Raw genomic sequence first — 26,181 nt, 5'->3', positions numbered from 1 at the left:
GTCTGCTCGCCGCGTGTCTCGTAACCGCCCGGGGAGCCATGGTGCGGCCGGCAGGCCTCGCCGGTACCAAGGGGCCGGGGAGCGGGCTGCCACGGGCGCCCCGTGCGACTCGGTACGGACTCCGCCCGGGCCGGGGGCCTCGGGCGGCGGCTCCCGCGGGCCGGAGGGGCCGGGAGCGGGCGGTCGGGGCAGGCGCGGGGCCGTCGCGTTCGTCGGGCAACGGGCCGCCACGGGCCCGCGTGCCGGGGAGGCGTCCGGCGGGCTCAGCGGCCGCGGAGGCGGCGGACCAGGATGCTCGCGTCGCCCCGGGACTCCAGGTCGGCCAGGACCACCGCCACCGCCTCGCGGACGATGCGGCCCCGGTCGACCGCCAGGCCGTGCTCCCCGCGCAGCACCAGCCGCGCGTGCTCCAGGTCCATCAGCTCCTCGGCGGAGACGTAGACCGTGATTTTCTCGTCGTGCCGCTCACGCCCGCTGGGGCGCCGGTTCGCACCCCGGCCCTGCCCCTTGCCGGACCGGGGCGACGACGCCCCGGCCGCGGTGGCAGAACCTTCCTGCGGGCGCCGTTGCGCGCCCACCGCGGCTTCGCCCGCCTCCCGGCCGCCCCGGACCTCGCCCGCCGTGTGCTCCGGCGAGGCCGAAGGCGAAGGCGCTGGTGAACCCGGCGTCGCCGGTTCCTCCGCGCCCCGCCTCGGCGAGGACGACTGGAGCGCCATCCCCCCGGTCGTACGGAACAGTTCGTCGGCTCCGGGCAGACTCACTCGGCGGGACACCGGGCGAGCACCTCCCTGGCCAGCTGGCGATAGGCGGCGGCGCCGACGGAGTTGGAGGCGTACGTGGTGATCGGCTCACCGGCGACCGTGGTCTCCGGGAAGCGCACCGTGCGGCCGATGACCGTGTGGTAGACGTGGTCGTCGAACGCCTCGACGACGCGCGCCAGCACCTCACGGCTGTGCACCGTGCGGGAGTCGTACATCGTGGCGAGGATGCCGTCCAGCTCCAACTCGGGGTTGAGCCGCTCCTGCACCTTCTCGATCGTCTCGGTCAGCAGCGCCACACCGCGCAGCGCGAAGAACTCGCACTCCAGCGGGACGATGACCTTGTGAGCCGCCGTCAGGGCGTTCACGGTCAGCAGGCCGAGCGAGGGCTGACAGTCGATCACGATGTAGTCGTAGTCCTGCATCAGCGGCTTGAGCGCCCGCTGGAGCGTGGACTCGCGCGCGACCTCGCTGACCAACTGCACTTCGGCGGCGGACAGGTCGATGTTGCTCGGCAGCAGGTCCATGTTGGGAACGGCCGTCTTGAGCAACACCTCGTCGGCCGACATGCCCCGCTCCATGAGCAGGTTGTAGACCGTCAGGTCGAGTTCCATCGGGTTGACGCCGAGGCCCACGGACAGCGCGCCCTGCGGGTCGAAGTCGACGAGCAGCACGCGGCGCCCGTACTCGGCGAGCGCGGCGCCCAGGTTGATGGTCGACGTGGTCTTGCCCACGCCGCCCTTCTGGTTGCACATCGCGATGATCTTCGCGGGACCGTGGTCGGTCAGCGGGCCCGGGATCGGGAAGTACGGCAGCGGCCGTCCGGTCGGGCCGATCCGCTCGCGGCGCTGGCGGGCAGCGTCGGGGGCGAGAGTGGCCGCGTACTCGGGGTCGGGCTCGTACTCCGCGTCGGGGTCGTAGAAGTGCCCTTCGGGCACCTGGTCGTAGTCGGCGAATCCCACGGGCTGTTCGCCGCTCGGGTCGCCGGCCCTGGAGTTCACGTCTAGGCCGTCCATGCTCTTTCGGGGCGTCGTCATGTGCTGGTGGTTTGCGAAGGTGCGGACCGCGACGGAGCCGACAGCCTCGGCCCCGGCGGAACCTCGGTCCCGCTCTGGCGCTCCTGCTCGACCACCCCCAGGAGCAAATGTCGACTCATTCACAAGTCGTCTTACCTCCTCGGACGTGACCAGGACACTTATCGATAGGTCAGCGTGGCACCATGCCGACGGTTGGCGACTCTATGGCGTGTCACCACTCAGCGGCAACACAATCCGCCGGACCCGCCGCGTTGTGTCGGCAAGCGAACACCACTCTGTCAAGGGCGTACGAGCTGTCACTACGAAGTTTCGCGGGTGCGCGAAAGGGTTAAAGGGTTACGTTCGAGGCGAGTTGAACGGCCACCCCGCGCAGCGCGCAAACACCTCCGGCCGGACCTTGGGGGCAAGGTCCGGCCGGAGACGTGAGATTGACGTCAGTCGTTGACGGGTCAGCCGAGCAGCGTGTTCAGCGGCAGGACCTCAAGGCCGTGGGCCTCGGCGACCGGACCGTAAACGACCTTGCCGTCATGGGTGTTGAGGCCCAGCGCGAGCGCCGGGTCACGACGCAGCGCCTCGACCCAGCCGAGGTTCGCGAGCTGCACGATGTAGGGCAGGGTCGCGTTCGTGAGGGCGTAGGTGGAGGTGTTCGGCACGGCGCCCGGCATGTTGGCGACGCAGTAGAAGACCGAGTTGTGGACCTGGAAGGTCGGCTCGGCGTGGGTGGTCGGACGGGAGTCCTCGAAGCAGCCGCCCTGGTCGATCGCAATGTCGACAAGGACACTTCCGGGCTTCATCTTGGCGACGAGCTCGTTGGTGACCAGCTTGGGGGCCTTCGCACCCGGGATCAGCACCGCGCCGATGACCAGGTCGGCCTCGATGACGGCCTTCTCCAGCTCGTAGGCGTTGGAGACGATCGTCTTGATCTTCGTACCGAAGATCTTGTCGGCCTCGCGGAGCTTGTTGATGTCCTTGTCGAGCAGGGTCACGTGGAAGCCCATGCCGATGGCGATCTGCGCGGCGTTCCAGCCGGAGACGCCGCCGCCGATGACCACGCACTCGCCGGCGTGGGTGCCGGGGACACCGCCGGGGAGCACGCCGCGGCCGCCGGCCGAGCGCATCAGGTGGTAGGCGCCGACCTGGGGGGCCAGGCGGCCCGCGACCTCGGACATCGGGGCGAGCAGCGGGAGCGCGCGGCCCGCGAGCTCGACCGTCTCGTACGCGATGGCGGTGGTGCCGGACTCCAGCAGGGCGTCCGTGCACTCGCGGGAGGCCGCCAGGTGCAGGTAGGTGAAGAGGGTCTGGTCCTTGCGGAGGCGGTGGTACTCCTCCGCGATCGGCTCCTTGACCTTCAGCAGCAGGTCGGCGGTCTGCCAGACCTCGTCGGCGGTACCGAGGATCTCGGCGCCCGCGGCGACGTACTCGGCGTCCGTGATCGAGGAGCCGACACCGGCGTTCTGCTCGACGAAGACCTGGTGGCCGTTGCGGACGAGCTCGTGGACACCGGCGGGGGTGATGGCCACGCGGAACTCGTTGTTCTTGACCTCGCGGGGGATGCCGACCTTCATCGTCGATCACGGTCCTTGACTCAGGGGATATAACGGGGCACTTCCATACATACCCGCCCACAAGAACGCGCAACGGGATGCACCACGGGATGTCGTGGTGAAGCCAGTCTAATGAAGGACGACGCGCTGTCTAGCCTTGCAAACAAATAATCTCAGTCGAAATCACTGCGGATTTCGCAGGCTGCGGGGTCGTCTCCCAGCAATCTGTCGGCTGCGGACCTGTGGAGTCGCGCTGCCGCCGGGTCGCCCAGCCGGTCGAGGGTGTCGGCCAGCCGGACCTGGAGCGCGGCCTGGAGCCGCAGGTCCCCGGCCTTGCGCGCCAGCTCCACTGCCTGGCGGCAGGTGTGCAGCGATTCCGCGGGCCTGCCGGCGTATTCCTGAATGCGCGCCATCTCGCTCAACGCCTTTGCCTGGCCCGGCACATCGGCCAGTTTCCGGTACCCCGCCGCGGCCGCCCGCCAACTGCGCAGCGCGTCCCCGTACCGGCCCGCGTAGGTGTGTACGTTGCCCAGCCGTCCGTACAGCCTCGCCTCGTCCGCGCGCTCACCCCGGGCGAGCGCCTGGGACAGGGCCCGGCCGAACCAGTCGCAGGCCCGGTGCCAGTCCGCCAGCTCCTGGTAGGCACCCCCTACGGATTCCATCGCGCGGCCCGTCGCGTAGGGGTCGTTCGCGGCCTTTCCGGCGTCCAGCGCGGCCCGGTAGCGCTCCAGCGCCTCTTGGGTGCGGCCCGTCTCGGCGTCCAGATCGGCCAGGTTCAGCAGCGCGGCGGCCCGCTCCCGGTGCAGACCGCGGCGTTCCGCGACGCCCAGGACCAGGCGGTGCAGCCCGTACAGCTCGGGCGCCGCGGCGGTGGTGCCGCGGTGCTCGGCCAGGGCCCGTACCAGGGCGGCGACCAGCCGTCGGGCGAGCGTGTCCAGCTCCCCGTCCGCCACCGCGAGCGAGGCCGAGGCGACCAGGGCGGGCAACCGGGTGTCGAGCCAGGTGGCCGCCGCGCGCCGGTCGGGGAAGCGCAGCGCGCGCGGCAGCCCGTCCAGCCGCTCCCGTACGTGTTCCTCGTCGTCCGCGGCCATCGCCCGGCAGGAGCCCAGCAGCCGTACGGTCCGCTCCAGCATCCGGGCCCGGGCCAGCTGCACCTCGGTCGGGCGCTCCTTGGTCTCCAGCAGCGCCCGCAGCAACGGTGCGAGGCAGCCGGGCAGCAGGAACAGTCCGTCCTGCGCGTGCCGGACGAGGCCCAGCCCGGCGAAGTCCTCCAGGGTGGACTGCGCGGCTGCCACGGAGCAACCGGCGAGGGCGGAGGCGGTGTGCGAGTCGACGATCCCGGCGGGCGCGAGCGGAAGCAGCCGCAGGGTGCGCTGGGCGGGCTGCGGCAAGGACTCGTAGACGAGCCGGAAGGCACGGCCGAGCGGTCCGTCGGCGCCGGGCGGCATGTCGTGGAGCTGCTTGGCGACGTCGGCGACGGAGGCCTGCGGGTGTGCGGCGAGCCAGCCCCCGGCCAGTTTGAGCGCGGCGGGCTGCCCCCCGCACTCCTGGGCCAGGGCTTCGGCGGCGAGCGGGTCGACCGTGATGCGGGTGTCCCGGATGCCACCGGCGAGCATCTTGACCGCCGAGGGGGTGTCGAGCCCGCCCAGGGTGCACGGGCGGACATCCGGAATCCCGGTGAGGGGCCCCTCGGCGGTGACGACGACCAGGCATTCGGGGGTGTCGGGCAACAAGGCGTCGACCTGGTGCGGGTCGGCGGCGTCGTCGACGAGCAGGACGGCCCGCTTGCCCTTGAGCGCGGTGCGCAGGGCGGAGCTGAGGTCGTCCTCGCCGGCGCCGGGCGGGGTGGGCCGCCCCAGCCCTTCCAGCAGGGTGCGCACCGCCCGTTCGGTGGCGACGGTTCCCCCGCCGGGCAGGGTGAGCCGTACTCTCAGCAATCCGTCGGGGTACTGGTCGCGGACCTCCCGTACGAGTTCCTCGGCCAGCGCGGTGCGCCCCGAGCCGGGACGCCCCGCGATGAGGAGCACCCGCGCGCGGGGGGCCTTGGCCTTGCGGCCCGAGAGGGTGTCGAGTCCGGTCCGCGCGATGTCCTCGCGCAGCTCCTTGAGCTCACGCCGCCGCCCGACGAAATCCGTCACGGAATCCGCTCCTCTCCCTGCCCTTAGGGTTGCCGAGCGTAGTTCACGCAGAGCGACGGTCCGTGTGGAGCGCGGCGGGTAGATCGCCCGATCGGATCAGCCGATCGTCACATCAGCGGCCCATACGGCCCAGCGACCGTTTCCTACGCCTCGAACGGGCGGGCCGGCCAGGGTGCGAGGGCCGGGCGCAGGGAGTCGATCCCACCTTCGCGGGCGAGGGCGGCGGACAGGGCGAGGACCCCGGTCACCAGGCCGGGGTTGCCGAGTTCGCCCGCCAGTACCCGATCCACCAGCTCCTCCAGCGGGACCCGGGCCAACTCCATGTCGGCCTCCTCCTCGGAGACCTCGAAGCGCTCCCCCGGCGCCTGCGCCAGGTCCCGGGCGAGGAAGATCCGGATCGCCTCGTCGGAGCCGCCGGGGCTGGAGAAGAAGTCGACCAGCACCCGCCAGTCGCCCGCCTCGACGTGCGCCTCCTCGTAGAGCTCGCGCTGCGCCGCCCGCAGCGGGTTCTCGCCCGGCACGTCCAGCAGCCCGGCGGGCAGCTCCCACAGCTTGTGCCGCACCGGGTGCCGGTACTGCTTGAGGACCAGGACACGCTGCTCCTCGTCGAGCGCGAGGACGCACACGGAACCGGGGTGCACCTGGTAGTCGCGGCGCGCCACCGCCCCGTCCGGCATCCGCACCTGGTCCGAGCGGACCGCCGTCTTCGCGCCCTGGAACGGGGTACGCGCGGCGACGACCTCCCACGACTCCCGTGTGTCCGACATGTCGATGCCGTTGTCGTTGCCCATGGTGACGCCCATGCCCAGTACCTTCCCGAGAAACGCGACAGCCGGGGCACGATCCGTGCCCCGGCTGCCTACGTTATGCGCTTACGCGATCACTTCGCCGACTGCAGGCGCTCCACCGCGGCCTTGACCAGGCCCGCGAACAGCGGGTGCGGTCGGGTCGGGCGGGAGCGGAGCTCCGGGTGGGCCTGGGTGGCCACCAGGTAGGGGTGGACCTCGCGCGGGTACTCGACGTACTCGACGAGCTTGTTGTCCGGGGAGGTTCCGGAGAAGACCAGGCCGGCCTTCTTCTCCAGCTCGCCGCGGTAGGCGTTGTTCACCTCGTAGCGGTGGCGGTGGCGCTCGTCCACGTACGCCTGGTCGCCGTAGACCTCGCGCACGATCGACCCCTCGGCGAGCTTCGCCGGGTACATGCCCAGGCGCATGGTGCCGCCCAGGTCGCCGGCGCCCTCGACGAAGGCCAGCTGCTCCTCCATGGTCGAGATGACCGGGTGCGGGGTGGAGGCGTCGAACTCGGTGGAGTTCGCGTCCTCGATGCCCGCCAGGTTGCGCGCGGCCTCGATGACCACGCACTGCAGGCCCAGGCACAGGCCCAGCAGCGGGATCTTGTTCTCACGGGCGTAGGTGATCGCGCCGACCTTGCCGTTGACGCCCCGGTCGCCGAAGCCGCCGGGCACGCAGATCGCGTCGACGTCGCCCAGCTGCGCGGCGGCGTCCTCCGGCGTCTTGCAGTCGTCGGAGGTGACCCACTTGATCTGCACGCGGGCCCTGTTGGCGAAGCCGCCGGCGCGCAGCGCCTCGGTCACCGACAGGTAGGCGTCGGGCAGGTCGATGTACTTGCCGACGAGCGCGACCTTGACCTCGTGGTCGGGGTTGTGGACCCGGTCCAGCAGGTCCTCCCACACCGTCCAGTCGACGTCGCGGAAGGGCAGGTCGAGCTTGCGGACGACATAGGCGTCCAGGCCCTCGGTGTGCAGCACCTTGGGGATGTCGTAGATCGACTTGGCGTCGATCGCGGCGACTACCGCGGCCTCGTCGACGTCGCACATCAGCGAGATCTTGCGCTTGATGGAGGTCGGCACCTCGCGGTCGGCGCGCAGCACGATCGCGTCGGGCTGGATGCCGATGTTGCGCAGCGCCGCGACCGAGTGCTGGGTCGGCTTGGTCTTCAGCTCACCGGACGGGCCGATGTAGGGGAGCAGCGAGATGTGCACGACGAAGACGTTGTCGCGGCCGACCTCGTGGCGGACCTGGCGGACCGTCTCGAGGAACGGCAGCGACTCGATGTCGCCGACGGTGCCGCCGACCTCGGTGATGACGACGTCGACGTCGTCGGTCGCCATGCGCCGGATGCGGTGCTTGATCTCGTTGGTGATGTGCGGGATGACCTGCACCGTGTCACCGAGGTACTCGCCGCGCCGCTCCTTGGCGATGACCTGCGAGTAGACCTGGCCGGTGGTGACGTTGGCCGAGCCGTCGAGGTCGACGTCGAGGAAACGCTCGTAGTGGCCGATGTCCAGGTCGGTCTCGGCGCCGTCGTTGGTGACGAACACCTCGCCGTGCTGGAAGGGGTTCATCGTGCCCGGGTCGACGTTCAGGTACGGGTCGAGCTTCTGCATCGTGACCCGCAGGCCCCGCGCCTTCAGCAGCGCACCCAGGCTGGAGGCAGTCAGGCCCTTGCCGAGGGACGAAGCGACACCCCCGGTGACGAAGATGTGCTTGGTCGTCGAGGATGACGAATTTCGTGCCGGCATCGCCAAGAGGGGGCTCCCGTGGGGTCGCGAGGTGAGGTGCGTCCGACGCCGTTCCGCGGAGATCCGGAAGGGTCTCGGGGGGCGCCGAAGCTGCGGTTTCGGGGCTCCTGGTTCGCACAGGCAGACCACCGGTCCACGGGGTACCAGCCTATCAGCGCCCGGACCCGTCCGCCTCCGGCGGCGCTTCGCCGGCCTTCCCCGACCTTCGCCGAGCCCGGTTGCGACCCGGCCGGGCCGGGTATCCGCCCTGGTCACCCGTTCGGCTGAGTCGTATTGTCCCGGGGCTTAAGGGGATCACTAGTGTGCCGTCATATCCTGCTCGAATATCGCTGCACATCGCCGCCGAGCAGTCCGGCATACGGTGTAACCACGCCACATCCGGCAATCTAGGCTCGACGCGGGGACTACACACACAAGAGACCGCGCATCCGCGCATTGCAAGCGCCCTCAGGGGCGGACGTGGCTGTTCGACTGGAGATGCAACGTGTCCGGGCGCATCGAGGATTACGCACTGATCGGCGACATGCAGACCGCGGCTCTGGTCTGCCGGGACGGGGCCGTGGATTGGGCATGCCTGCCACGCTTCGACTCCCATGCTGTCTTCGCGAGCATTCTCGGCACCGAGGAACACGGGTTCTGGCGGGTGGGACCCGCGGTCCCGTCCGGCACCCCGGCCCCCCGGGCCGACCGCCGGCGCTATCGCGGTGACTCGCTGGTGCTGGAATCGGAGTGGGACACGCCGCGGGGGACCGTGCGCGTCATCGACTTCATGCCGCCCCGCGAGGACCACGCCCCGCAGCTGATCCGCATCGTCGAAGGGGTCAGCGGCCGTGTCCCCATGCGCTCCGCCCTGCGGATGCGCTTCTCCTACGGGCGGATCGTGCCGTGGGTGCACAAGGTGGACGGGCGCACCGTGGCCGTCGCCGGCCCGGACTCGGTCTGGCTGGACACCGACGCGCAGACCTACGGCAAGGACCTGACCACCTACTCCGACTTCACCGTCGGGCCGGGTGACCGGGTGACCTTCGCCATCAGCTGGCAGCCCTCCCACAAGGGCGCCCCCGAGTGCCCCGACGCCGAGGCCGCCCTCGGTGCCACCGCCGACTTCTGGCGGGGCTGGGTCGAGCACTGCACGTACCACGGCCCCTACCGCGAGGCGGTGGTCCGCTCCCTGATCACCCTCAAGGCGCTGACGTACGGCCCCACGGGCGGAATCGTCGCCGCGCCGACCACCTCCCTCCCGGAGGAGATCGGCGGCGTACGGAACTGGGACTACCGCTACACCTGGCTGCGGGACGCGGCGATCACCCTCTCCTCGCTGCTGCGCACCGGCTACCGCGACGAGGCGTCCGCCTGGCGGGACTGGCTGCTGCGCGCGGTCGCCGGCGACCCGGAGAACCTGCAGATCATGTACGGGATCGCGGGCGAGCGGGAACTCGGCGAGACCGAGCTGGACTGGCTGCCGGGCTACGAGAACTCGCGCCCGGTCCGCGTCGGCAACGGGGCCGCCCATCAGCTCCAGCTCGACGTGTACGGCGAGGTCACCGAGGCCCTGCACCTGGGCCACATGACGGGCCTGGCCCGCAACGACTACGCGTCGGTGCTCCAGTTGAAGCTGATCCGCTACCTGGAGACGCACTGGAACGAGCCGGACGAGGGCATCTGGGAGGTGCGCGGGCCGCGCCGCCACTTCGTGCACTCCAAGGTGATGGCCTGGGTCGCGGTGGACCGCACGGTCAAGCTGATCGAGAGCGGGGACGTGGACGGCCCGTTGGAGCGTTGGCGCGAGCTGCGCGACGAGATCCACGCCGACGTGTGCGAGAAGGGCTACGACAAGGAGCGCAACACCTTCACCCAGTCCTACGGGTCGAAGGAACTGGACGCCTCCTTGCTGCTGATCCCGCAGATGGGCTTCCTGCCGCCGGACGACAAGCGGGTCATCGGCACCATCGAGGCGATCCAGCGCGAGCTGTCCACCCCCGACGGTTTCATCCTGCGCTACCCGACGGCCGGTGAGGACGCGGGTGTCGACGGCCTGGAGGGCGACGAAGGGGCCTTCTTGGCCTGCTCGTTCTGGATGGCCGACGACCTCGCGATGATCGGCCGGGTCGACGAGGCCCGCCGGCTCTTCGAGAAGCTGCTGTCGCTGCGCAACGACCTGGGGTTGCTGGCCGAGGAGTGGGACCCCAAGCTCCAGCGTCAGGTGGGCAACTTCCCGCAGGCGTTCAGCCACGTTCCGCTGATCGACACGGCGCTGCGGCTGACGGCCAGCGGGGCCTACGGAGGCTGACGCCGCCGGTCCCGGCGTGCTCCGCCGCGCCGGGACCGTGCCCCCCGCCTAGGCTGGAAGGGTTCTTCGCCCTCCAGGGAAGGAGGGGTGGGTCATGGCACCCTTCTCCAAGGCGGCCGACGCACTCGCCGCGCTCCGCGAGGATCTGGCCGGAGAGGTCTTCGCTCCCGGTGATCCGGGCTACGACGAGGCCCGCACCGTCTTCAACGCGATGATCGACCGCAGGCCTGCCGTCATCGCCCGGTGCGAGAGCGTCTCCGACGTCGTCACCGCCGTGCGTTTCGCGCGGGACTTGGACCTGCACGTCGCGGTGCGCGGCGGCGGCCACAGCGTCGCCGGGATGTCCGTCAACGACGGCGGTGTGGTCATCGACCTGCGCGGGATGCACGAGGTGAGCGTCCACCCGGCGGCTAAGGCCGTACGGGTCGAGGGCGGGGCCACGATGAGCCACCTGGACCGGGCCTGCGCGCCGTACGACCTGGCGACCACCGGCGGCCGGGCCTCCACGACCGGCGTGGGCGGTTTCGTCCTGGGCGGCGGGAGCGGCTGGCTGGACCGGAAGTTCGGGCTGGCCGTGGACAACCTGCTGGGCGTGGAGCTGGTGACGGCGGACGGCAACGTGGTGGAGGCCACCGCCGACGAGAACCCCGAGCTGTTCTGGGCCCTGCACGGCGGCGGCGGGAACTTCGGTGTCGCCACGTCGCTGACGCTGCGCCTGCACGACCTGCCGGCCATGTCCATCGCGTTCCTGCTGTATCTGCCCGAGCACGGACCTGACGTGGTCCGCGCGTTCCGGGAGGTCGTCGAGGCCGGGCCCCCCGAGGTGAGCGGGGCCGCGGTCTACCTGACCGGGCCGCCCGCGGAGTTCGTCCCGCCGCACCTGGTCGGGCAACTGCTGGCGGGGGCGTTGGTGACCTACGCGGGACCCGAGGAGGAGGCCCGCAAGCTCGCGGAGCCGCTCCTGGCGATCCCGCACGAGGTCGAGATGGTGACGGGCATCCCGTACGCCGATCTCCAATGCATGATCGACGACCCGGCAGGCATGCGGAACTACTGGTCGGCGGAGTACCTGACCGGGCTGCCGGACGAGTTCGTGGACGTCTTCTGCGCCGCCGGGCAGGCCATGCCCGTGCCGACGGGCACCCAGCACCTGGTCCTGCCGCAGGGCGGCGCGATCGCCTCCGGCCCGCAGGAGTGGCCGGTCCCCTACCGCGACGCGCCCTGGGCCGTGCACCCCTTCGGCATGTGGGAGGACCCGGCCGACGACGAGCGGTGCCGGCAGTGGGTCAAGGACGTCCGCGCCGACGCCCGGCCGTGGAGCACCGGCGCGGTGTACCTCAACTTCACCGGCGACGAGGGTCCCGAGCGGGTGGCGGCCGGGCTCGGCGCCCGGAACCTGGCGCGGCTGGGTGCGGTGAAGCGGGAGTACGACCCGGACAACGTCTTCCGCTTCAACCACAACGTCAAGCCGCTGTAGGACCCACTGCGGGCCTCGCCGTCGGCACTACGACAGGGCGGCGATCACCTCCCGCGCCGCCCGCTCGCCCTCGGTGGCGCCGCCTTCCATGAACCCCTGGAAGTCGTAGCTGCAGTGCTCACCGCCGATGTGGACGCGGCCCTGAGCGGTCCCCTCGTACTTGGCGTACCGGTGCAGGTAGCCGGTGGGCCAGTACGAGTACGCGCCCAGCGAGTACGGGTTCTTGTGCCAGGCCGAGAGCTGGGCGCGCCCGTTCCAAACGGCCTTGGTGCCGGGGAAGAAGGCGTCGACGCCGGTCAGTACCCGGCCCGCGAGGTCGCGTACGTAGGGGTCGGTCTCGGTGGCGAAGGGCGAGCCGGGGGTGAGCGCCCCGGCGAGGCTGCCACCGCCGTACTGGAGCAGGATGCCGCCCGTGCCCGGTTGGACCTTGGTGGTGTCCCAGACCTGCTGGACGGGCGAGTCGGTGAAGCACTCGCCGGCCGAGACGCCCGGCCAGGGGCCCGTGCCGCGCCAGGGTCGGGCGGTGAACTGCATGTTGAGCTTCGTGCAGTAGCCCATGCGGGCGTCGCGCAACAGGTTCTTCATCAGCGGGTCGAAGCCCGCCCCGGACAGGTCGATCCGCTGGAGGATCGGCAGGGGCAGGCACAGGACGGTGTGGTCGGCGACGACCGTGCGGACGGCCCCGGAGTCGTTGAAGGTCAGGGTCTGGGTGCCGTCGGCCGCCACCTTCACCGCGACCAGCTCTCGTCCCATCACGAGCGAACCGGCCGGCAGGGCTTGCGCTATGGCGTTGGGGAGGCGGTCGTTGCCGCCGACGACGTGGTAGCGCTCGTTGGAAAGGCCCCAGACGTTGAAGTTGCCCGGGTTGGACTGGTAGCCCATCAGCAGGACCAGGGCGAGGGCGGATTGGCTCGTGGTGTCGGCCCCGTACTCGACGTTGTAGGCGACGTCGATGAAACGACCGAGCTGCGAGGAGTGGCCGCCGGGGACACGGGTCTCGATCCACTCGTAGAGGGTCATGTCGTCGAGGGCGACGCCGGCGGGGCCGGCGGAGTTCCAGGAGACCTCGCCGGCATCCTGGAGGTCGCGGTGCAGCGCCTGGTAGACGGCCTTGAAGTCCTCGTCGGCCTGGGTGCGCGGGTAGTAGGTGCCGTTGAACCAGAGGATTTCCTCGGCGCCGTTCGGTCCACCGCCGAGGAAGTCCTCGACGGGGAGGTCGAAGCGTCGACAGAGTTCCAGGATCTTCTTGTGGCTGGTGTCGATCAGCTCGCCGCCGATCTCGGAGGTCTGGCCGTACGCCCAGTGCGTGCGCTGGCTGTACATGCGGCCGCCGACCCGGCTCGGGTTGGCTTCGTAGAGCGTGCAGGCTACGCCCGCGTCCTGGAGGGTGAGGGCCGCGGTGAGGCCTGATATCCCGGCGCCGACGACGGCGACGCGGGCCGGTGAGACGGGCGGCTTCGGGGCGGGGGCGGACTCGGCGGCGTACGCGCCGGCGGAGGAGGCGAGGACGGTGCCGAGCCCGAGGGCGGCGGCGCGGCGGAGCAGTTCGCGGCGGCCGAGGCCGCGGACCTCGTCGACGGGCAGGGCGAGGCGGCGGGCCGCCGCGTGTTCGGCGACGAGTCTGCGGAGCGCGTGCATCTGGGGCGTACGGGCCATGGCGGGACTCCTGTCGGTGGGCGACGCTGACGGGGGTGCTGCTGACGGGGCGCTGCTGACGGTGGGGGGCTGCGGTGGTCGTGGGACGTGGTCTCGGGACCGCCGGCGAAGCTGTCCGTCAGCGCGCCGTCGCCGCGGACGGGGCGGGCTCGTCGGCGCGTTCGGCGGAGTCCTCCAGCACGACACGGCCGATGATCTCGTAGCGCTCGGGGGCCTTGAGCTTCAGCCACAGGCCCAGGCCCAGGCCGCCGAAGAAGACGCCACCGACGATCCAGGGGATCAGGGCGAAGAAGAACGAGTCGGCGGCGAGACCGGCGGCGGTCTCCATGTTGACCAGCAGCAGGACGACCACGCCGGCCATGGCGACCCCGCCGATCAGCGGGGCAGTGAACGTCTTGAACCAGTGCCGGTCCTCGGGGTGGTTCTTGCGGAAGTAGCCGATCACCGCGAAGGAGCACAGGGTCTGGACGATGAGGATCGCCATCGTGCCGAGGATCGCGAGCAGCGTGTAGAGGTGGATGTACGGGTCCTGGCCGGTGAGCCAGAACAGCGCTACCAGGGCGGTGGCGATGGCCGTCTGCACGACCGAGGAGACGTGGGGCGAGCCGTGCTTGGCGTGGGTGCGGCCGAGCGCGGGGTGCAGGAAGCCCTCACGGCCGATGGCGTACAGGTAGCGGGCTGCGCACTGGTGGAAGGCCATGCCGCAGGCGAACGAGCCGGTCAGCAGCAGCCATTGGAAGGCGTTCACGGCCCAGCCGCCGATGAAGGTCGCGGTGGGCGCGAAGAACAGGTCGAGCGGGTTCGCGGAGGCCGAGAGTTCCACCGACTTGGCCATGCCGTTGCCGGCGATGGTCATCCAGGAGACGTAGATGTAGAAGAGGCCGACGCCGACGACGGAGATCAGGGTCGCCTTGGGGATCACCCGCTTCGGGTCGCGGGACTCCTCCCCGTACATCGCGGTGGACTCGAAGCCGACCCAGGACCAGAAGGCGAAGAAGAGGCCCAGTCCCGCGGAGGTGCCGGTGAAGGCGTTCCTCGGGTCGACCGGCTCGACGGGGATGCCGTCGGGGCCGCCGCCCGCGATCAGGACGGCGGTGGCGACGGCGAACAGCACGGCGATCTCGGCGACCAGCATCACTCCGAGGGCCTTGGCGGTCAGGTTGATGTCGAAGTGGGCGAGGACGGCGGTGACGGCGAGCATGGCGGCGGCGTAGACGATCCAGGGCAGGTCGACGCCGAGCTGACTGTGGACGGTGGTCTTGGCGAAGTAGGAGAACACGCCGACGATCGAGGCCTCGAAGACGATGTAGGCGAGGACGGCGAGCATGCCGGAGGCCATGCCGGCGATCCGGCCGAGGCCGTGCGAGATGTACCCGTAGAACGCGCCGGCGGCGGTGATCCGCTTGGCCATGGCCACGTACCCGACGGCGAAGACGGTGAGCACGGCGGTCGCGAAGAGGTAGCCGGCGGGGGCGCCCGTGCCGTTGCCGAAGCCGACCGCGATGGGGAGGTTGCCGGTCATGGCGGTGATCGGCGCGGCGGTGGCGACGGCCATGAAGACCACCCCGACCAGGCCGACGGAATTGGCCTTGAGCCGCTGGACCTGGGGGGCTCCGGTCGCCGTGGGCGGGGTGCCGGTGACGTCTGTGCTCATGCCGTCCTCGTTCCTGTCGGGTGGGGCGCAACTCTGTCGGTGGGTGACGCACACCACAATCGGCAAGCGGTCCGATAATCTCCTTGCGTGTCATACGAGTTGTCGGGTCGCAAGGGGACAGATCGGGCTTCGAAACCGTCCGGTGATGTGCGGAGAACACGGCGGGCGGTACCGTCCCGCGATATGGACAATCAGGGCGGCATCACTGTTCAGCGGGCGCTGGAACTGCCGGGACTGCGCAGCGGACTGCCGGAGGTCCTGGCCTGCGCCGACCGCCTGGGCCGCACCGTGCGCTGGGTGCACGCGGGCGAGGTCCCCAACATCGCGTCCCTGCTCAAGGGCGGGGAACTGCTGCTGACCACCGGACTGGGCCTGGGTACCCGGCCCGCCGAGCAGCGGGCCTTCGTACGGCGCCTCGCGGACCGGGGGATCGCCGCGCTCGTCGTCGAGCTGGGGCCGCGCTTCACCAGGCTGCCCGCCACGATCGTCGAGACCGCCCGCGCCGCCGGTCTGCCGCTCGTCCAGTTGCACCGGGAAGTCCCCTTCGTCACGGTGACGGAGGAGGTCCACACCGAGATCGTCAACGGCCACTACGCCCTGCTCCAGCGGGCCGAGGAAGTCCATCGGCGATGTACGGAGGCGCTGTTGGGCGGTGGCGGAATCCCGCAGGTGCTGCGCATCCTGGCCGACTTCACGGCGAACCCGGTCTTCCTGGAGACCCCGGACGGGCAGTTGTTGTACGCGGCCGGTCCCGCGGGCGGCGACGCCGCCGCGGACCCGCTCCAGGTGTGGGAGGGCCTGCGGGGCCAGCGCGAGGCCCAGCCTTCCGCCAACACCGTGGTCATCGACGTCCCGGGCGGCGGCCCCGGCACGGGCTCGGTCCGGGCGCGGGTCGTCCTGCTGGGTGTCTCCTCGCCGCTGCTGCCGGTGCACCGGATGGCGGCGGAGCGGACGGCGGGCGTGCTCGCGGTGGTACTGATGCAGGCACGACAGGAGGACGAACTGGCCGCGCGCGGCCGAGGCGACTTCCTGACCGACCTGGCCGAGGGGCGCATCTCCGCGGAGGACGCCCCGGCCCAGGCCCGCGTCCTCGGTTTCAAGCCCGGGGCGGGGCCGCTCCTGCCGGTGGTCATGCGGCTGTCCTCGGAGCTGGGGCCGTCGGGGAACTGGGCGGTGCTGGCCCGGGCGGTTTTGGAGGAGCTGTCCGCGGTCGGCGTGCCGGTGCTGCTGGGAGTGCGGCCGGTGGAGGGCCGCGTCCCGCTGTTGGTGTCCCTGCGGGCCGAGTCGGAGCGCACGGCGGTGGCGGACCGGGTGGCGGCCGCGCTGCGGGCCGGCGTGGAACGCGCGGGGCTGGTCCGGGCGGGGGCGCCGCCGGCGGTGGTCGTCGGCGTGTCCGGCAGTTGGGCGGCGGCCTCGGCGGGCCTGCGCCACGCGGCGGAGACGGCGACGGCCGCCCACGGCCTGCCCGCCCGGCCCTGGTACGACGCGCGCCGCCTGGACATCGACCTGCTGCTGTGGCGGCTGCGGGAACACCCCGACCTCGCGGCGTTCGTGGACCGTGCGATCGGGGCGCTACGGGTCCACGACGCGGCGTCGCGGCCGCCGCTGCTGCCGACGCTGGAGACGTACCTGGCCCACGCGGGCCGCAAGGCGGAGACGGCCCGAGAGCTCCACCTGAACCGCCAGACCCTGTACAACCGGCTGGCGCGCATCTCGGAGCTGCTGGGCACGGACCTGGACGACCCCGAAACGGTCCTCTCCCTCAGCCTGGCCCTCCGCGCCCGTCGCCACGTCAATCCCTCGTGACGCCCCGCCCCGCCGCCCGGCCCGCCGGCGGGCCGGCCCCCGCCGAAGCCCGGTCCGTGCCCAGCGCCGAACTCCGCCCGGCGGAGGCCGGCCGGACCGCCGGCGCGCGCCATAGTCCCGGGGCTCCGCCCCAGACCCCACGCCTCAAACGCCGGCGAGGCTGACATCCGCGACCCGCGCCACAACGGACGCCACGCAACCCGGCGGAGCCGAAAGACCGCCCTCGCCGGCTTCGCCCCGCTGCGCCGAACTCCGTCCGGCGGAAGCCGGGGCACGGGCCGGACCGCCGGCGCGCGCCGTCGTCCTGGGGCTCCGCCCCAGACCCCGCGCCTCAATCGCCGGCGAGGCTGGTAAGCGCGCCCCGCGCCACACCCAACGTCGCACAACCCGGCGGAGCCGAAAGACCGGCCCGCACGGGTCCGGGCGCTCACCCGGCCGCAGGCCCGAAGGCCCTCAGAGGCGGCGCGCCCCCCTTTCTTCAGCCCCGCCGGCGCTTGAGGCGCCGGCCCGGGCGGAGCACCGGCGGCAACCCGGCGGGGCCGACAGATCAGCCTCGCCGGCGTTTGAGGCGCAGGTCTGGGCGGAGCACCGGGCCCCCGGACGGAGTCTGCGGGAGGAACGGCGGATGGGGGTCGGAGACAGCCCCGCAGGGCCCCGCTAGGCCCGCCGGCGGTCCATCAGCTCGTCGTACACCGACAGGACCTGCGCCACCGTGTCGTCCTCGGACGGCCACGTCGCCGCCTGGGCCCGCCCGGCCTCGGCCAGGCGGGTCCGGCGGTCCGGGTCGGCGAGGAGGGCCGTCACCGCGCCCGCCAGCGCCCCCGCGTCGCCGTACGGCACCAGCACCGCCGCGTCACCGACCAGTTCCGGCACTCCCCCGACCCGCGTGGCCACCAGCGCCACCCCGGCCCGCAGGGCTTCCTGCGCCAGCAGCGACCGGCCCTCCCAGCGGCTCGGCAGTACCGCCACGTCGGCCGCCGCCAGCAGCCGGTCCGCGTCCCGTCGCCGCCCCAGCAGCCGCACCGGAAGGCCCTCCGCCTCGATGCGTCGGGACAGCTCCGCCCGTAGCGGCCCCTCCCCCGCGATCACCAGCAGCGGTACGGGGTCCAGCGCCCGCCATTCCCGCGCCGCCTCCAGGAGCAGCCCGTACCCGCGCCGCGCCACCAGGCCGCCGACCGCGATCAGTAACGGGCGCTCCACCACGCCGAGTTCCGCCCGGATCTTCTCGGGCTCCGGCGCCGGTTCCGGCCCCGCCGCCGGTACGGCCACCGCCGCCAGCCGCGCGTCCCGCGCCCCGCGCCGCCGGGCCAGGTCGACCTGGTCCGATGAGGTGCCCAGCACCACCGATGCCGCCCGTGCCACGTGCCGTTCCAGCAACCCGCTCACCCGCCCGAGCGCGCCGGCCACTTCGGGGGCGCCGCCGTGCCAGGTCACCACCAGCGGTACGCCTCGCGCACGGCGGTCCCCGCGCAGCGCCAGCGCGGCCCGCATCCCGGCCCGTACCCCGTGGGCGTGCACCAGGTCGGCCCCCGCGCAGGCGGCCCGCAGGGCGGCCGCCGCGTCGGGCGTGAACTCGGCCCCGGCGCCCGTGAAGTCGTACGCGCCCTCCGCCTCGACGGGCGCGCACACCGTGACCCTCACGCCCCGGGCGGCGAGCCCCGTCGTGAGGGAGCGCACGTGCGCACAGCTGCCGGCACCCGCGCCGCCGAGGATCTGGACGGTACGCAGCGGTTCCCGCCCGTACGGCTGCGTGGGGGCGGTCGGCGAAACCGGGGAGCTGCTCACGGGCCGAAGCTCCAGGGTGAGGGAGTCAGAGACGTCGCCCAGAATGCCAGTCCGTACGCGCGTTCCGGGACCATACGGGTACGGATTCCGCCGTAGGGACCGCCGGACGCCCGCCGGCCTCACCCACACGGGCTACCCCCGTACCCGGCCGGGCCCCCCGCGCGGACCCTTGCCGTCCGCGTGGGTCAGCCGTCCGAGCGGACCCTAGCCGTCCGCGCGGGCCGCCTCCAGCAGTTCCTCGGCGTGCGCGCGCGCCGTCTCCGAGTCCTCCTGGCCGGCGAGCATCCGCGACAGTTCGCGGATTCGGTCCTCGCCCTCCAGCACGGTGACCCCACTGCGCGTCACCGATCCGTCGACGGTCTTCTCCACCAGCAGCTGCCGGTCGGCGAAGGCGGCCACCTGCGGCAGGTGGGTGACGACGACGACCTGTGCCGAGCGGGCCAGCTTGGCGAGCCGCCGCCCGACCTCCACGGCCGCCTTGCCACCGACGCCCGCGTCGACCTCGTCGAAGAGGTAGGTGGGCACGGGGTCGGACCCGGCGAAGACGACCTCCACGGCCAGCATGACCCGCGACAGCTCACCGCCCGAGGCGCCCTTGGCGATCGGCCTGGGCTGCGCGCCGGGGTGCGGGGCCAGCAGCAGCTCCACCTCGTCCGCGCCGGCGGGGCCGTACGCGACGGGCCGGCCGTCGACTTCGACGCCCTCGGGGTCCTCGGTCTGGCGGATGTCGAAGGTGACCCGGGCGTGCGGCATGGCCAGCGAGGCGAGCTCGGCCGTGACATCGGACGCGAACCGGGAGGCCGCCTCCACCCGGGCGTCCGTCAGCGTCTGCGCGAGTTGGGAGAGTTCGGTCCGCAGACCGTCCCGCTCGGCGGTCAGCTCCGCGATCCGCTCGTCGTCGCCGTCCAGCTCCAGCAGCCGTGCGGAGCTCTGCTGTGACCACTTCAGGACGGAGTCGATCGAGTCCCCGTACTTGCGGGTGAGCTGGGTGAGGGCCGCGCGGCGTTCCTCCACCGCGGCCAGCCGCAGCGGGTCGGCGTCGAGGTCGTCGGCGTACCCGGCGAGTTCCCCGGCCACGTCGGCCAGGAGGATGCCCAGCTCGCCGATGCGTTCCGCGAGCGCGCCCAGTGCCGGGTCGTGGGCCCGTACGGACTCCAGCGCCCGGTGCGCGCCCGCGACCAGCGTGTTGGCGTCGATGCCCTCCGGGTCCTCGGGGTTGCCCGCGAGGGCGGCGTGCGCGGCCTGCGCCGCCGAGGCGAGGGATTCGGCGTGGCCGAGCCGCTCCGCCTCCGCCGCCAGTTCGGTGTCCTCACCGGGCAGCGGTTCGACGGCCGCGATCTCGTCCAGCCCGAACCGCAGCAGGTCGGCCTCCTGGGCGCGTTCCCGGGCCCGGGTGGTGATCTCCTCCAGCTCGCCGGCGACCGCGCGCAGCCGCCGGTAGGCGCCGGTGTACTTCTCCAGGGGGACGGCGACGGCGTCCCCCGCGTACCGGTCGAGCGCCTTGCGCTGCCGGGCCGGGCGCAGCAGTCCTTGCTGGTCGGTCTGTCCGTGGACGGCGACGAGGTCGTCGGCGAGTTCGGCGAGCAGGCCGACGGGTACGGAGCGGCCGCCGACGTGGGCGCGCGAGCGTCCCTCGGCGGAGACGGTCCGGCTGATCAACAGGGCGCCGTCGTCGAGTTCGGCCCCCGCCTCCTCGGCCCGCAGGGCGGCGGAGGCGCCCGGCGGCAGCACGACGCGGCCCTCGACCACGGCCGCCTTGGACCCGATCCGTACCAGGGCAGGGTCGGCGCGACCGCCGAGCAGCAGCCCGAGGCTGGTGACGACCATCGTCTTGCCCGCGCCGGTCTCGCCGGTCACCGCGGTGAAACCGGGCGACAGCTCGACCACCGCGTCGTCGATGACCCCGAGCGACCGTATCCGCATCTCCTCAAGCACGGGACGACGATACCGAGGTTTCAGCGGTGCCATGTGACGTCACCCTTCGAGAGTTTCCCGAACGGATGTGCTAATAGCGCACTAATGCGGCGCACCGCGCCAGCCCGACACGGGCAGGGCGAACTTCGCCACCAGCCGGTCGGTGAAGGACGCGTGGTGCAGCCGGGCGAGCCGTACGGGCACCGTCCCGCGCCGGACCTCCACCCGCGCCCCGGACGGCAGCTCCAGCGTGCGCCGTCCGTCACACCACAGGACCCCGTGCGGGGTCCCGGTCTGCACCTCCACCGCCAGCACCGAGTTCGGCGAGGTCACCAGCGGCTTCGCGAACAGCGCGTGCGCGCTGATCGGCACCATCAGCAGCGCCTCCACCTCCGGCCAGACCACCGGTCCGCCCGCCGAGAAGGCGTACGCCGTCGAGCCGGTCGGCGTGGCGCAGACGATCCCGTCGCAGCCGAACCCGGACACCGGGCGCCCGTCGATCTCCAGGACCACCTCCAGCATCCGCTCCGGGGACACCTTCTGGACGGCGGCCTCGTTCAGCGCCCAGTCCCGGTGGACCACGTCGCCGTTGGTCCGCACGAGCACGTCGAGGGTCATCCGCTCCTCGACCTCGTACGCGCGGGTCACGACCCGGTCCACGACCTTGTCCAGGTCGTCCCGCTCGGCCTCGGCGAGGAAGCCCACGCGGCCCAGGTTGACTCCCAGCATCGGCACCCCCGAGCCGCGCGCGAACTCGGCGCCGCGCAGCAGGGTCCCGTCACCGCCCAGCACGATGAGCAGCTCGCACCCCTCCAGGGCCTCGTGCGTGCACTCGGCGACCAGCTCCACCTCGGGCGGCAGCGGCAGGTCCACCGCCTCGTCGGCGAGGACCCGTACCCCCAGCCCCGATTTCAGCAGCCCCTGCACCACGAGCTCGGCGCTGCGGATGGCCGCCGGCCGGCCGGTGTGCGCGACGAGGAAGACGGTCCGCCCCGCCGTCGCTCCGACCCCGTCCGCTCCGGACGTTCCCGCTTCTGACGTTCCCGCTGTATCGGTCACTGCGGCCCCTCCGCCACTGCACGATCGACATCCCCCGGGTCGAGTGCCGGTGCCCCCGCCCGCAGCCACAGAAAGTACTCGACGTTGCCCGACGGCCCGGGCAGCGGGCTCGCGGTCACCCCGAGCACCCCCAGCCCCAGCTTCCAGGCCTGCGCCGCGACGTCCCGTACGGCCTCGGCGCGCAGCTCGGGGCTGCGCACCACTCCGCCGCTGCCCAGCCGGTCCTTGCCGACCTCGAACTGTGGCTTGACCATCAGCACCAGGTCCGCGCCGGGCGCGCAGCACCGTACGAGCGCGGGCAGCACCAGGCCGATGGAGATGAAGGAAAGGTCGCCGACGACGAGGTCCACCGGCACTCCGTCGAGCAGCTCGACGGTCAGCTCGCGGACGTTGGTGCGGTCCTTGACGGTGACGCGGTCGTCGCTCTGCAGGGACCAGGCGAGCTGCCCGTAGCCGACGTCCACGGCCATGACGTGGGCGACCCCGGCGCGCAGCAGCACGTCCGTGAACCCGCCGGTGGAGGCGCCGGCGTCCAGTGCCCTGCGGCCCTCGACGGCCAGGCCCCGCGGCTGGAAGGCCGCGAGCGCGCCCGCCAGTTTGTGGCCGCCCCGGGAGACGTAGTCGGGGTCGCTATCGTCCTTGAGGACGACGAGGGCCGCGCTGGTCTCGACCTGGGTGGCCGCCTTGGTGGCGGTGGTGCCCCCCACGGTCACCCGGCCCGCGGCGATCAGCTGGGCCGCGTGCTCCCGCGAGCGGGCCATGCTGCGGCGTACCAGTTCGGCGTCCAGGCGGCGGCGTGCCACTCCTGCCACGTTCGGTTCAGCTCCTGTTTTCGTACGGTCCGGGGACGGGCGGTGCGTCCAGCGCGGTCAGCGCGTCGCGCAACCCCCTGTGCACATCCTCGTACACCTCGGGGTGTCCGTCCGCCGTGAGGTGGTCGACGTCCGCCAGCCGCTCCAGGAGACCGTCCACCCCGGCGTGGCCGGTGGCGGTGCGCACGACTCCCAGCGGCGCGGGCCCGGCGGGCCCCGCGGGCTCGGCGGGGGTGTCGGGGGCGTCCGCGGCGGCTTCCGGTGCTTCGTCGGTCATGCCCCGACGCTACCGCGAAGCGCCCCGCGACCTCGTACGGCTCTGCGGTACGGTCGTGATCACGATGGCTACCACCGAGGAGTGCCGCGAAGCACTCGACCGACTCTCAGACAACCTGGCCCGCGCCGAGGGCGACGTACGCGGCGCGGTCGCGCTCGACCGCTCCCTCAGCTGCCACATCACCGACCTGGACCGCACCTTCACGGGCCGCCTGGCCGGGGGCCGGATCCGGGTCGACGCCCTGACGCCCGGCCCGCCGGCCACCAAGGCCCAGATCCGCCTCGCGATGACGGGCGACGACCTGCTCGCCCTGGTCGCGGGCGAGCTGAACTTCGCCCGTGCCTGGGCCTCGGGCCGGGTGAGGCTGGAGGCCGGCATCCGCGACCTGCTCCGTCTGAAAAGCATGCTCTGACGCACGCCTCCCGGTCCGCCCCCCGGAAATTCCGCCCCGGAACCCGGCCCCGGAAGCCCGTCTCAGGCGGACAGTCGCGTACGCGCCTTCCGGGCGGCGGGGATCACCAGGGGCGTTCCGGTCTCCGGGTCCTCGATGATCTGGCAGCGCAGCCCGAACACCCGCTCCACCAGCTCCGCGGTGACCACCTCGGAGGGCGGTCCCTCGGCCACGACGACCCCGCCCCGCAAGGCGATCAGGTGCGTGGCGTAGCGGGCGGCGTGGTTGAGGTCGTGCAGCACCGCTACCAGCGTCCGGCCCTGGTTCTCGTGCAGCTCGGCGCACAGGTCGAGGACGTCCAGCTGGTGCTGGATGTCCAGGTACGTGGTCGGCTCGTCGAGCAGCAGCAGCGGGGTCTGCTGGGCCAGCGCCATCGCGATCCACACCCGCTGGCGCTGCCCGCCCGACAGCTCGTCCACGGCCCGGCCCGCCAGCTCCGCGACCCCGGTCGCGGCCATCGACTCGGCGACGATCCGCTCGTCGTGCCGCGACCACTGCCGCAGCAGCCCCTGGTGCGGGTGGCGGCCGCGCGAGACGAGGTCGGCGACGGTGATCCCGTCGGGCGCGATCGAGGACTGCGGGAGCAGCCCGAGCGTCTTGGCCACCTGCTTCGCCGGCAGGGAGGCGATGGCCTGGCCGTCCAGCAGGACCTGCCCGGCCGACGGCTTCAGCATCCGCGCCAAGGCGCGCAGCAGCGTGGACTTGCCACAGGCGTTGGGCCCGACGATCACCGTGAAGGAGTTGTCGGGGATCTCCACCGAGAGGTCCTCGGCGATGACCCGTTGGTCGTAGCCGAGGGTCACGTTCCGCGCGGTCAGTCGCTGCTGCACTTGCCCACTCCTCGCGTAGCTCATATACGTCCCGCCTTGCGCTCGGTGACGAGCAGCCAGAGCAGGTAGACACCGCCGACCAGCCCGGTCACCACGCCCACGGGCAGCTGGTCCGCCCCGAAAGCCCGCTGGGAGGCCCAGTCGGACACCAGCAGCACGACCGCGCCCATCAGCGCCGCGGTGAGCAGGTTCGGCCCGGCCGAGCGGGTCAGGCGCCGGGCCAGCTGGGGCGCGGCCAGCGCGACGAAGCTGATCGGACCGGCCGCGGCGGAGGCCGCCGTGGTCAGTACGATCGCCGCCGTCATCAGCAACAGCCGGCTGCGCTCCACCCTGACGCCCAGGGCGTACGCGGCGTCGTCGCCCATCTCCATCATCCGCAGCGCCCTGCCCTGCCCGAGGACGAGCGGGAACACCACGGCGCAGGTCATCAGCAGCGGCCACACCTGCGACCAGTCCCGGCCGGCCAGCGAGCCGGTCAGCCAGACCATCGCGCGGGTCGCCTCGACCAACTTCGCCTTCGTCAGCAGGTACTGGATGAGGGCGACGAGCATCGCGGAGGCGCCGATGCCGACGAGCACGAGCCGGTAGCCGTGGATGCCCTGCCGGTACGCCAGGAGGTAGACGGCGGCGCCCGTCAACAGCCCGCCGACCACCGCCCCGGCGGCCACCTCGCCGGAGCCGCCGTGGAAGACGATGATGACGGTGAGCGCGCCGACCGCGGACCCGTAGCCGAAGCCCAGCAGATCCGGGGAGCCCAGCGGGTTGCGCGACACGGACTGGAAGACGGCGCCCGCCATCCCCAGTGACGCCCCGACGAGCAGTGCGACCAACACCCGGGGCAACCGCAGGTCGTTGACGATGAAGTCGTCGGCGGGGCTCCCGTCGCCCAGCAGGGTCCGCACCACGTCCCAGGGCGCGATCTCGAAGTCACCGGTCCCGATCAACACGACCGCCATGACCAGCGCCACCGCCGCGAGCAGCAGCCCGGCGGCCAGGGCGCGCGGCTCCACGCGCAGTGCCGTTCCGCCGGGCCCGCGCAGTACCCGCGACCGGCTCCTCGTGGACCTCTCGGGCTTCGTGGTCGTCGTCCGCGTCACAGTTGGGCCATCCTCTTGCGCCGGACGAGGTAGATGAAGACCGGGCCGCCGACGAGCGCGGTGACGATGCCGACTTGCAGCTCCGCGGGCCGGGTGACGATCCGTCCGATGACGTCGGTGCCCAGGAGCAGTACGGGGGACAGCACGGCGGAGTAGGCGAGCACCCAGCGCATGTCCGGGCCGGTGATGAGCCGTACCAGGTGCGGGATCATCAGTCCGATGAAGACGATCGGCCCGCAGGCGGCGGTCGCCGCCCCGCACAGCAGGGTGATGGCGACCATCGCGCCGATCCGGGTCCGCGTCAGGTTCGCGCCGAGCGCCCGGGCGGTGTCGTCGCCCATGGCCATGGCGTTGAGCGGCCGGCCGAGCGACAGCGCGAGCGCCGCCCCGACCAGCAGGAAGGGGGCGACCTCGTGAACGGTGTCCATGGTGGCCGACGCCAGCGAACCGACCGTCCAAAAGCGCAGCTTGTCCAAGGCCTTGCTGTCCATCAGCTGCACGGCGTTGATGTAGCCGACCAGGGCGGCGCTGGCCGCGGTACCGGCGAGCGCGAGGCGTACCGGCGTCGCGCTGCGGCTGCCGCCGAGCACGTACACGACGACCGAGACGACGGCCGCCCCGAGGAAGGCCCACCACACGAACGCGCCGAGCGAGGAGACGCCGAGGAAGCTGATCGCAGATACGACGGCGGCGGCGGCGCCCGCGTTGACACCGAGGATGCCGGGCTCCGCGAGGGGGTTGCGGGTCAGCGCCTGCATCACCGCGCCCGACAGCCCGAGGCCGAGGCCCACCAGCACCCCGAGGAGGGTCCGCGGGACCCGCAGGTCGCGCACCACCACGTCGCTCGGGGTCCCCGCATAGTGGAACAGGCCGTGCCAGACCTGGTCGAGGGGAATCTGCTTGGCGCCGACGGCGATGCTCGCCACCGCGACCAACACCAACACCGCCAGCGCGGCCAACAGACCGGCCGCACGGGCGCCGTGGCGGGCGCGGAAGGCGGCGACGGGCGCGGCGCTCGGTTCGGGGGGACTCTCGACCAACACGCAAGTTAGGT

Annotated in this window: 20 protein-coding genes; 4 read left to right on the top strand and 16 right to left on the bottom strand. The window is 72.4% G+C overall.

Annotated features, from left to right (window positions below; translation table 11 throughout):
* Positions 1-263 precede the first annotated feature (263 nt).
* From ACV7NM_RS24795 to ACV7NM_RS24770, 6 genes are all read right to left on the bottom strand, one after another.
* Positions 264-773, bottom strand: coding sequence for a hypothetical protein (locus ACV7NM_RS24795; protein ID WP_463412338.1), 510 nt, complete (start codon positions 771-773; stop codon positions 264-266).
* Entirely contained in the window at positions 758-1,795 is a 1,038-nt protein-coding gene (locus ACV7NM_RS24790; RefSeq protein WP_240801789.1) for a ParA family protein, read from the bottom strand. The genes ACV7NM_RS24795 and ACV7NM_RS24790 overlap by 16 nt, the downstream gene beginning before the upstream one ends.
* A gap of 449 nt (positions 1,796-2,244) precedes the next feature.
* A complete protein-coding gene (ald, locus tag ACV7NM_RS24785) occupies positions 2,245-3,360 on the bottom strand; it encodes an alanine dehydrogenase (RefSeq protein ID WP_463412337.1) in 1,116 nt (371 codons plus the stop codon).
* Between the two features lie 152 nt (positions 3,361-3,512).
* Positions 3,513-5,477, bottom strand: a complete 1,965-nt coding sequence (locus ACV7NM_RS24780) for an AAA family ATPase (protein WP_463412336.1) — start codon at positions 5,475-5,477, stop codon at positions 3,513-3,515.
* Between the two features lie 143 nt (positions 5,478-5,620).
* A complete protein-coding gene (locus ACV7NM_RS24775) occupies positions 5,621-6,280 on the bottom strand; it encodes an NUDIX domain-containing protein (protein ID WP_463412335.1) in 660 nt (219 codons plus the stop codon).
* A 77-nt stretch (positions 6,281-6,357) separates the two neighbouring features.
* Entirely contained in the window at positions 6,358-8,019 is a 1,662-nt protein-coding gene (locus ACV7NM_RS24770; protein WP_463412334.1) for a CTP synthase, read from the bottom strand.
* Between the two features lie 484 nt (positions 8,020-8,503).
* Between ACV7NM_RS24770 and ACV7NM_RS24765 the strand changes: the two genes are divergently transcribed.
* Both ACV7NM_RS24765 and ACV7NM_RS24760 read left to right on the top strand, forming a co-directional pair.
* Complete coding sequence (locus tag ACV7NM_RS24765; protein WP_463412333.1) at positions 8,504-10,309, top strand: glycoside hydrolase family 15 protein; 1,806 nt, start codon at positions 8,504-8,506, stop codon at positions 10,307-10,309.
* Positions 10,310-10,403: 94 nt separating this feature from the next.
* The gene (locus tag ACV7NM_RS24760; RefSeq protein WP_463412332.1) at positions 10,404-11,786 is read left to right on the top strand and encodes an FAD-binding oxidoreductase; all 1,383 of its coding nucleotides are present in this window, start codon (positions 10,404-10,406) and stop codon (positions 11,784-11,786) included.
* Between the two features lie 27 nt (positions 11,787-11,813).
* Here ACV7NM_RS24760 and ACV7NM_RS24755 read toward each other — a convergent pair whose 3' ends face one another.
* Together ACV7NM_RS24755 and ACV7NM_RS24750 are read right to left on the bottom strand one after the other, a co-directional pair.
* Positions 11,814-13,442 carry a flavin monoamine oxidase family protein gene (locus ACV7NM_RS24755; RefSeq protein ID WP_463412331.1) on the bottom strand — a complete coding sequence of 543 codons (1,629 nt, stop codon included), beginning with the start codon at positions 13,440-13,442 and terminating at the stop codon, positions 11,814-11,816.
* Between the two features lie 118 nt (positions 13,443-13,560).
* Positions 13,561-15,096, bottom strand: coding sequence for an APC family permease (locus ACV7NM_RS24750; protein WP_463412330.1), 1,536 nt, complete (start codon positions 15,094-15,096; stop codon positions 13,561-13,563).
* A 183-nt stretch (positions 15,097-15,279) separates the two neighbouring features.
* On the opposite strand from ACV7NM_RS24750, the gene ACV7NM_RS24745 reads away from it, so the two are divergent.
* Complete coding sequence (locus tag ACV7NM_RS24745) at positions 15,280-16,902, top strand: PucR family transcriptional regulator (RefSeq protein ID WP_463412329.1); 1,623 nt, start codon at positions 15,280-15,282, stop codon at positions 16,900-16,902.
* A 657-nt stretch (positions 16,903-17,559) separates the two neighbouring features.
* Here the strand turns inward: ACV7NM_RS24745 and ACV7NM_RS24740 are convergent.
* From ACV7NM_RS24740 to ACV7NM_RS24720, 5 genes are all read right to left on the bottom strand, one after another.
* Positions 17,560-18,687 (bottom strand): glycosyltransferase family 4 protein, encoded by a 1,128-nt coding sequence (locus ACV7NM_RS24740; protein ID WP_463412328.1) that lies wholly within the window; start codon positions 18,685-18,687, stop codon positions 17,560-17,562.
* 204 nt (positions 18,688-18,891) lie between these two features.
* Entirely contained in the window at positions 18,892-20,610 is a 1,719-nt protein-coding gene (recN, locus tag ACV7NM_RS24735) for a DNA repair protein RecN (protein WP_463414058.1), read from the bottom strand.
* A gap of 93 nt (positions 20,611-20,703) precedes the next feature.
* Positions 20,704-21,660, bottom strand: a complete 957-nt coding sequence (locus ACV7NM_RS24730) for an NAD kinase (protein ID WP_463412327.1) — start codon at positions 21,658-21,660, stop codon at positions 20,704-20,706.
* Positions 21,657-22,472: a TlyA family RNA methyltransferase gene (locus ACV7NM_RS24725; protein ID WP_463412326.1), complete on the bottom strand. Its 816-nt coding sequence runs from the start codon at positions 22,470-22,472 to the stop codon at positions 21,657-21,659. The genes ACV7NM_RS24730 and ACV7NM_RS24725 overlap by 4 nt, the downstream gene beginning before the upstream one ends.
* A gap of 7 nt (positions 22,473-22,479) precedes the next feature.
* Positions 22,480-22,749 (bottom strand): hypothetical protein, encoded by a 270-nt coding sequence (locus tag ACV7NM_RS24720; RefSeq protein ID WP_463412325.1) that lies wholly within the window; start codon positions 22,747-22,749, stop codon positions 22,480-22,482.
* Positions 22,750-22,813: 64 nt separating this feature from the next.
* Between ACV7NM_RS24720 and ACV7NM_RS24715 the strand changes: the two genes are divergently transcribed.
* Positions 22,814-23,161, top strand: coding sequence for an SCP2 sterol-binding domain-containing protein (locus ACV7NM_RS24715; RefSeq protein ID WP_463414057.1), 348 nt, complete (start codon positions 22,814-22,816; stop codon positions 23,159-23,161).
* Positions 23,162-23,223: 62 nt separating this feature from the next.
* Here the strand turns inward: ACV7NM_RS24715 and ACV7NM_RS24710 are convergent, their stop codons facing one another.
* From ACV7NM_RS24710 to ACV7NM_RS24700, 3 genes are read right to left on the bottom strand one after another with little or no spacing between them, the layout of a single operon-like run.
* A complete protein-coding gene (locus ACV7NM_RS24710) occupies positions 23,224-24,054 on the bottom strand; it encodes an ABC transporter ATP-binding protein (protein ID WP_463412324.1) in 831 nt (276 codons plus the stop codon).
* A complete protein-coding gene (locus ACV7NM_RS24705) occupies positions 24,051-25,127 on the bottom strand; it encodes a FecCD family ABC transporter permease (protein WP_463412323.1) in 1,077 nt (358 codons plus the stop codon). The genes ACV7NM_RS24710 and ACV7NM_RS24705 overlap by 4 nt, the downstream gene beginning before the upstream one ends.
* Positions 25,124-26,170 (bottom strand): FecCD family ABC transporter permease, encoded by a 1,047-nt coding sequence (locus ACV7NM_RS24700; protein ID WP_463412322.1) that lies wholly within the window; start codon positions 26,168-26,170, stop codon positions 25,124-25,126. The genes ACV7NM_RS24705 and ACV7NM_RS24700 overlap by 4 nt, the downstream gene beginning before the upstream one ends.
* Between the last annotated feature and the right edge of the window lie 11 nt (positions 26,171-26,181).

This window comes from Streptomyces sp. Tek67B01 (assembly GCF_055231995.1).
Note: the sequence above shows the minus strand (reverse complement) of the source record. Positions and strands in the feature narration are given on the sequence as shown.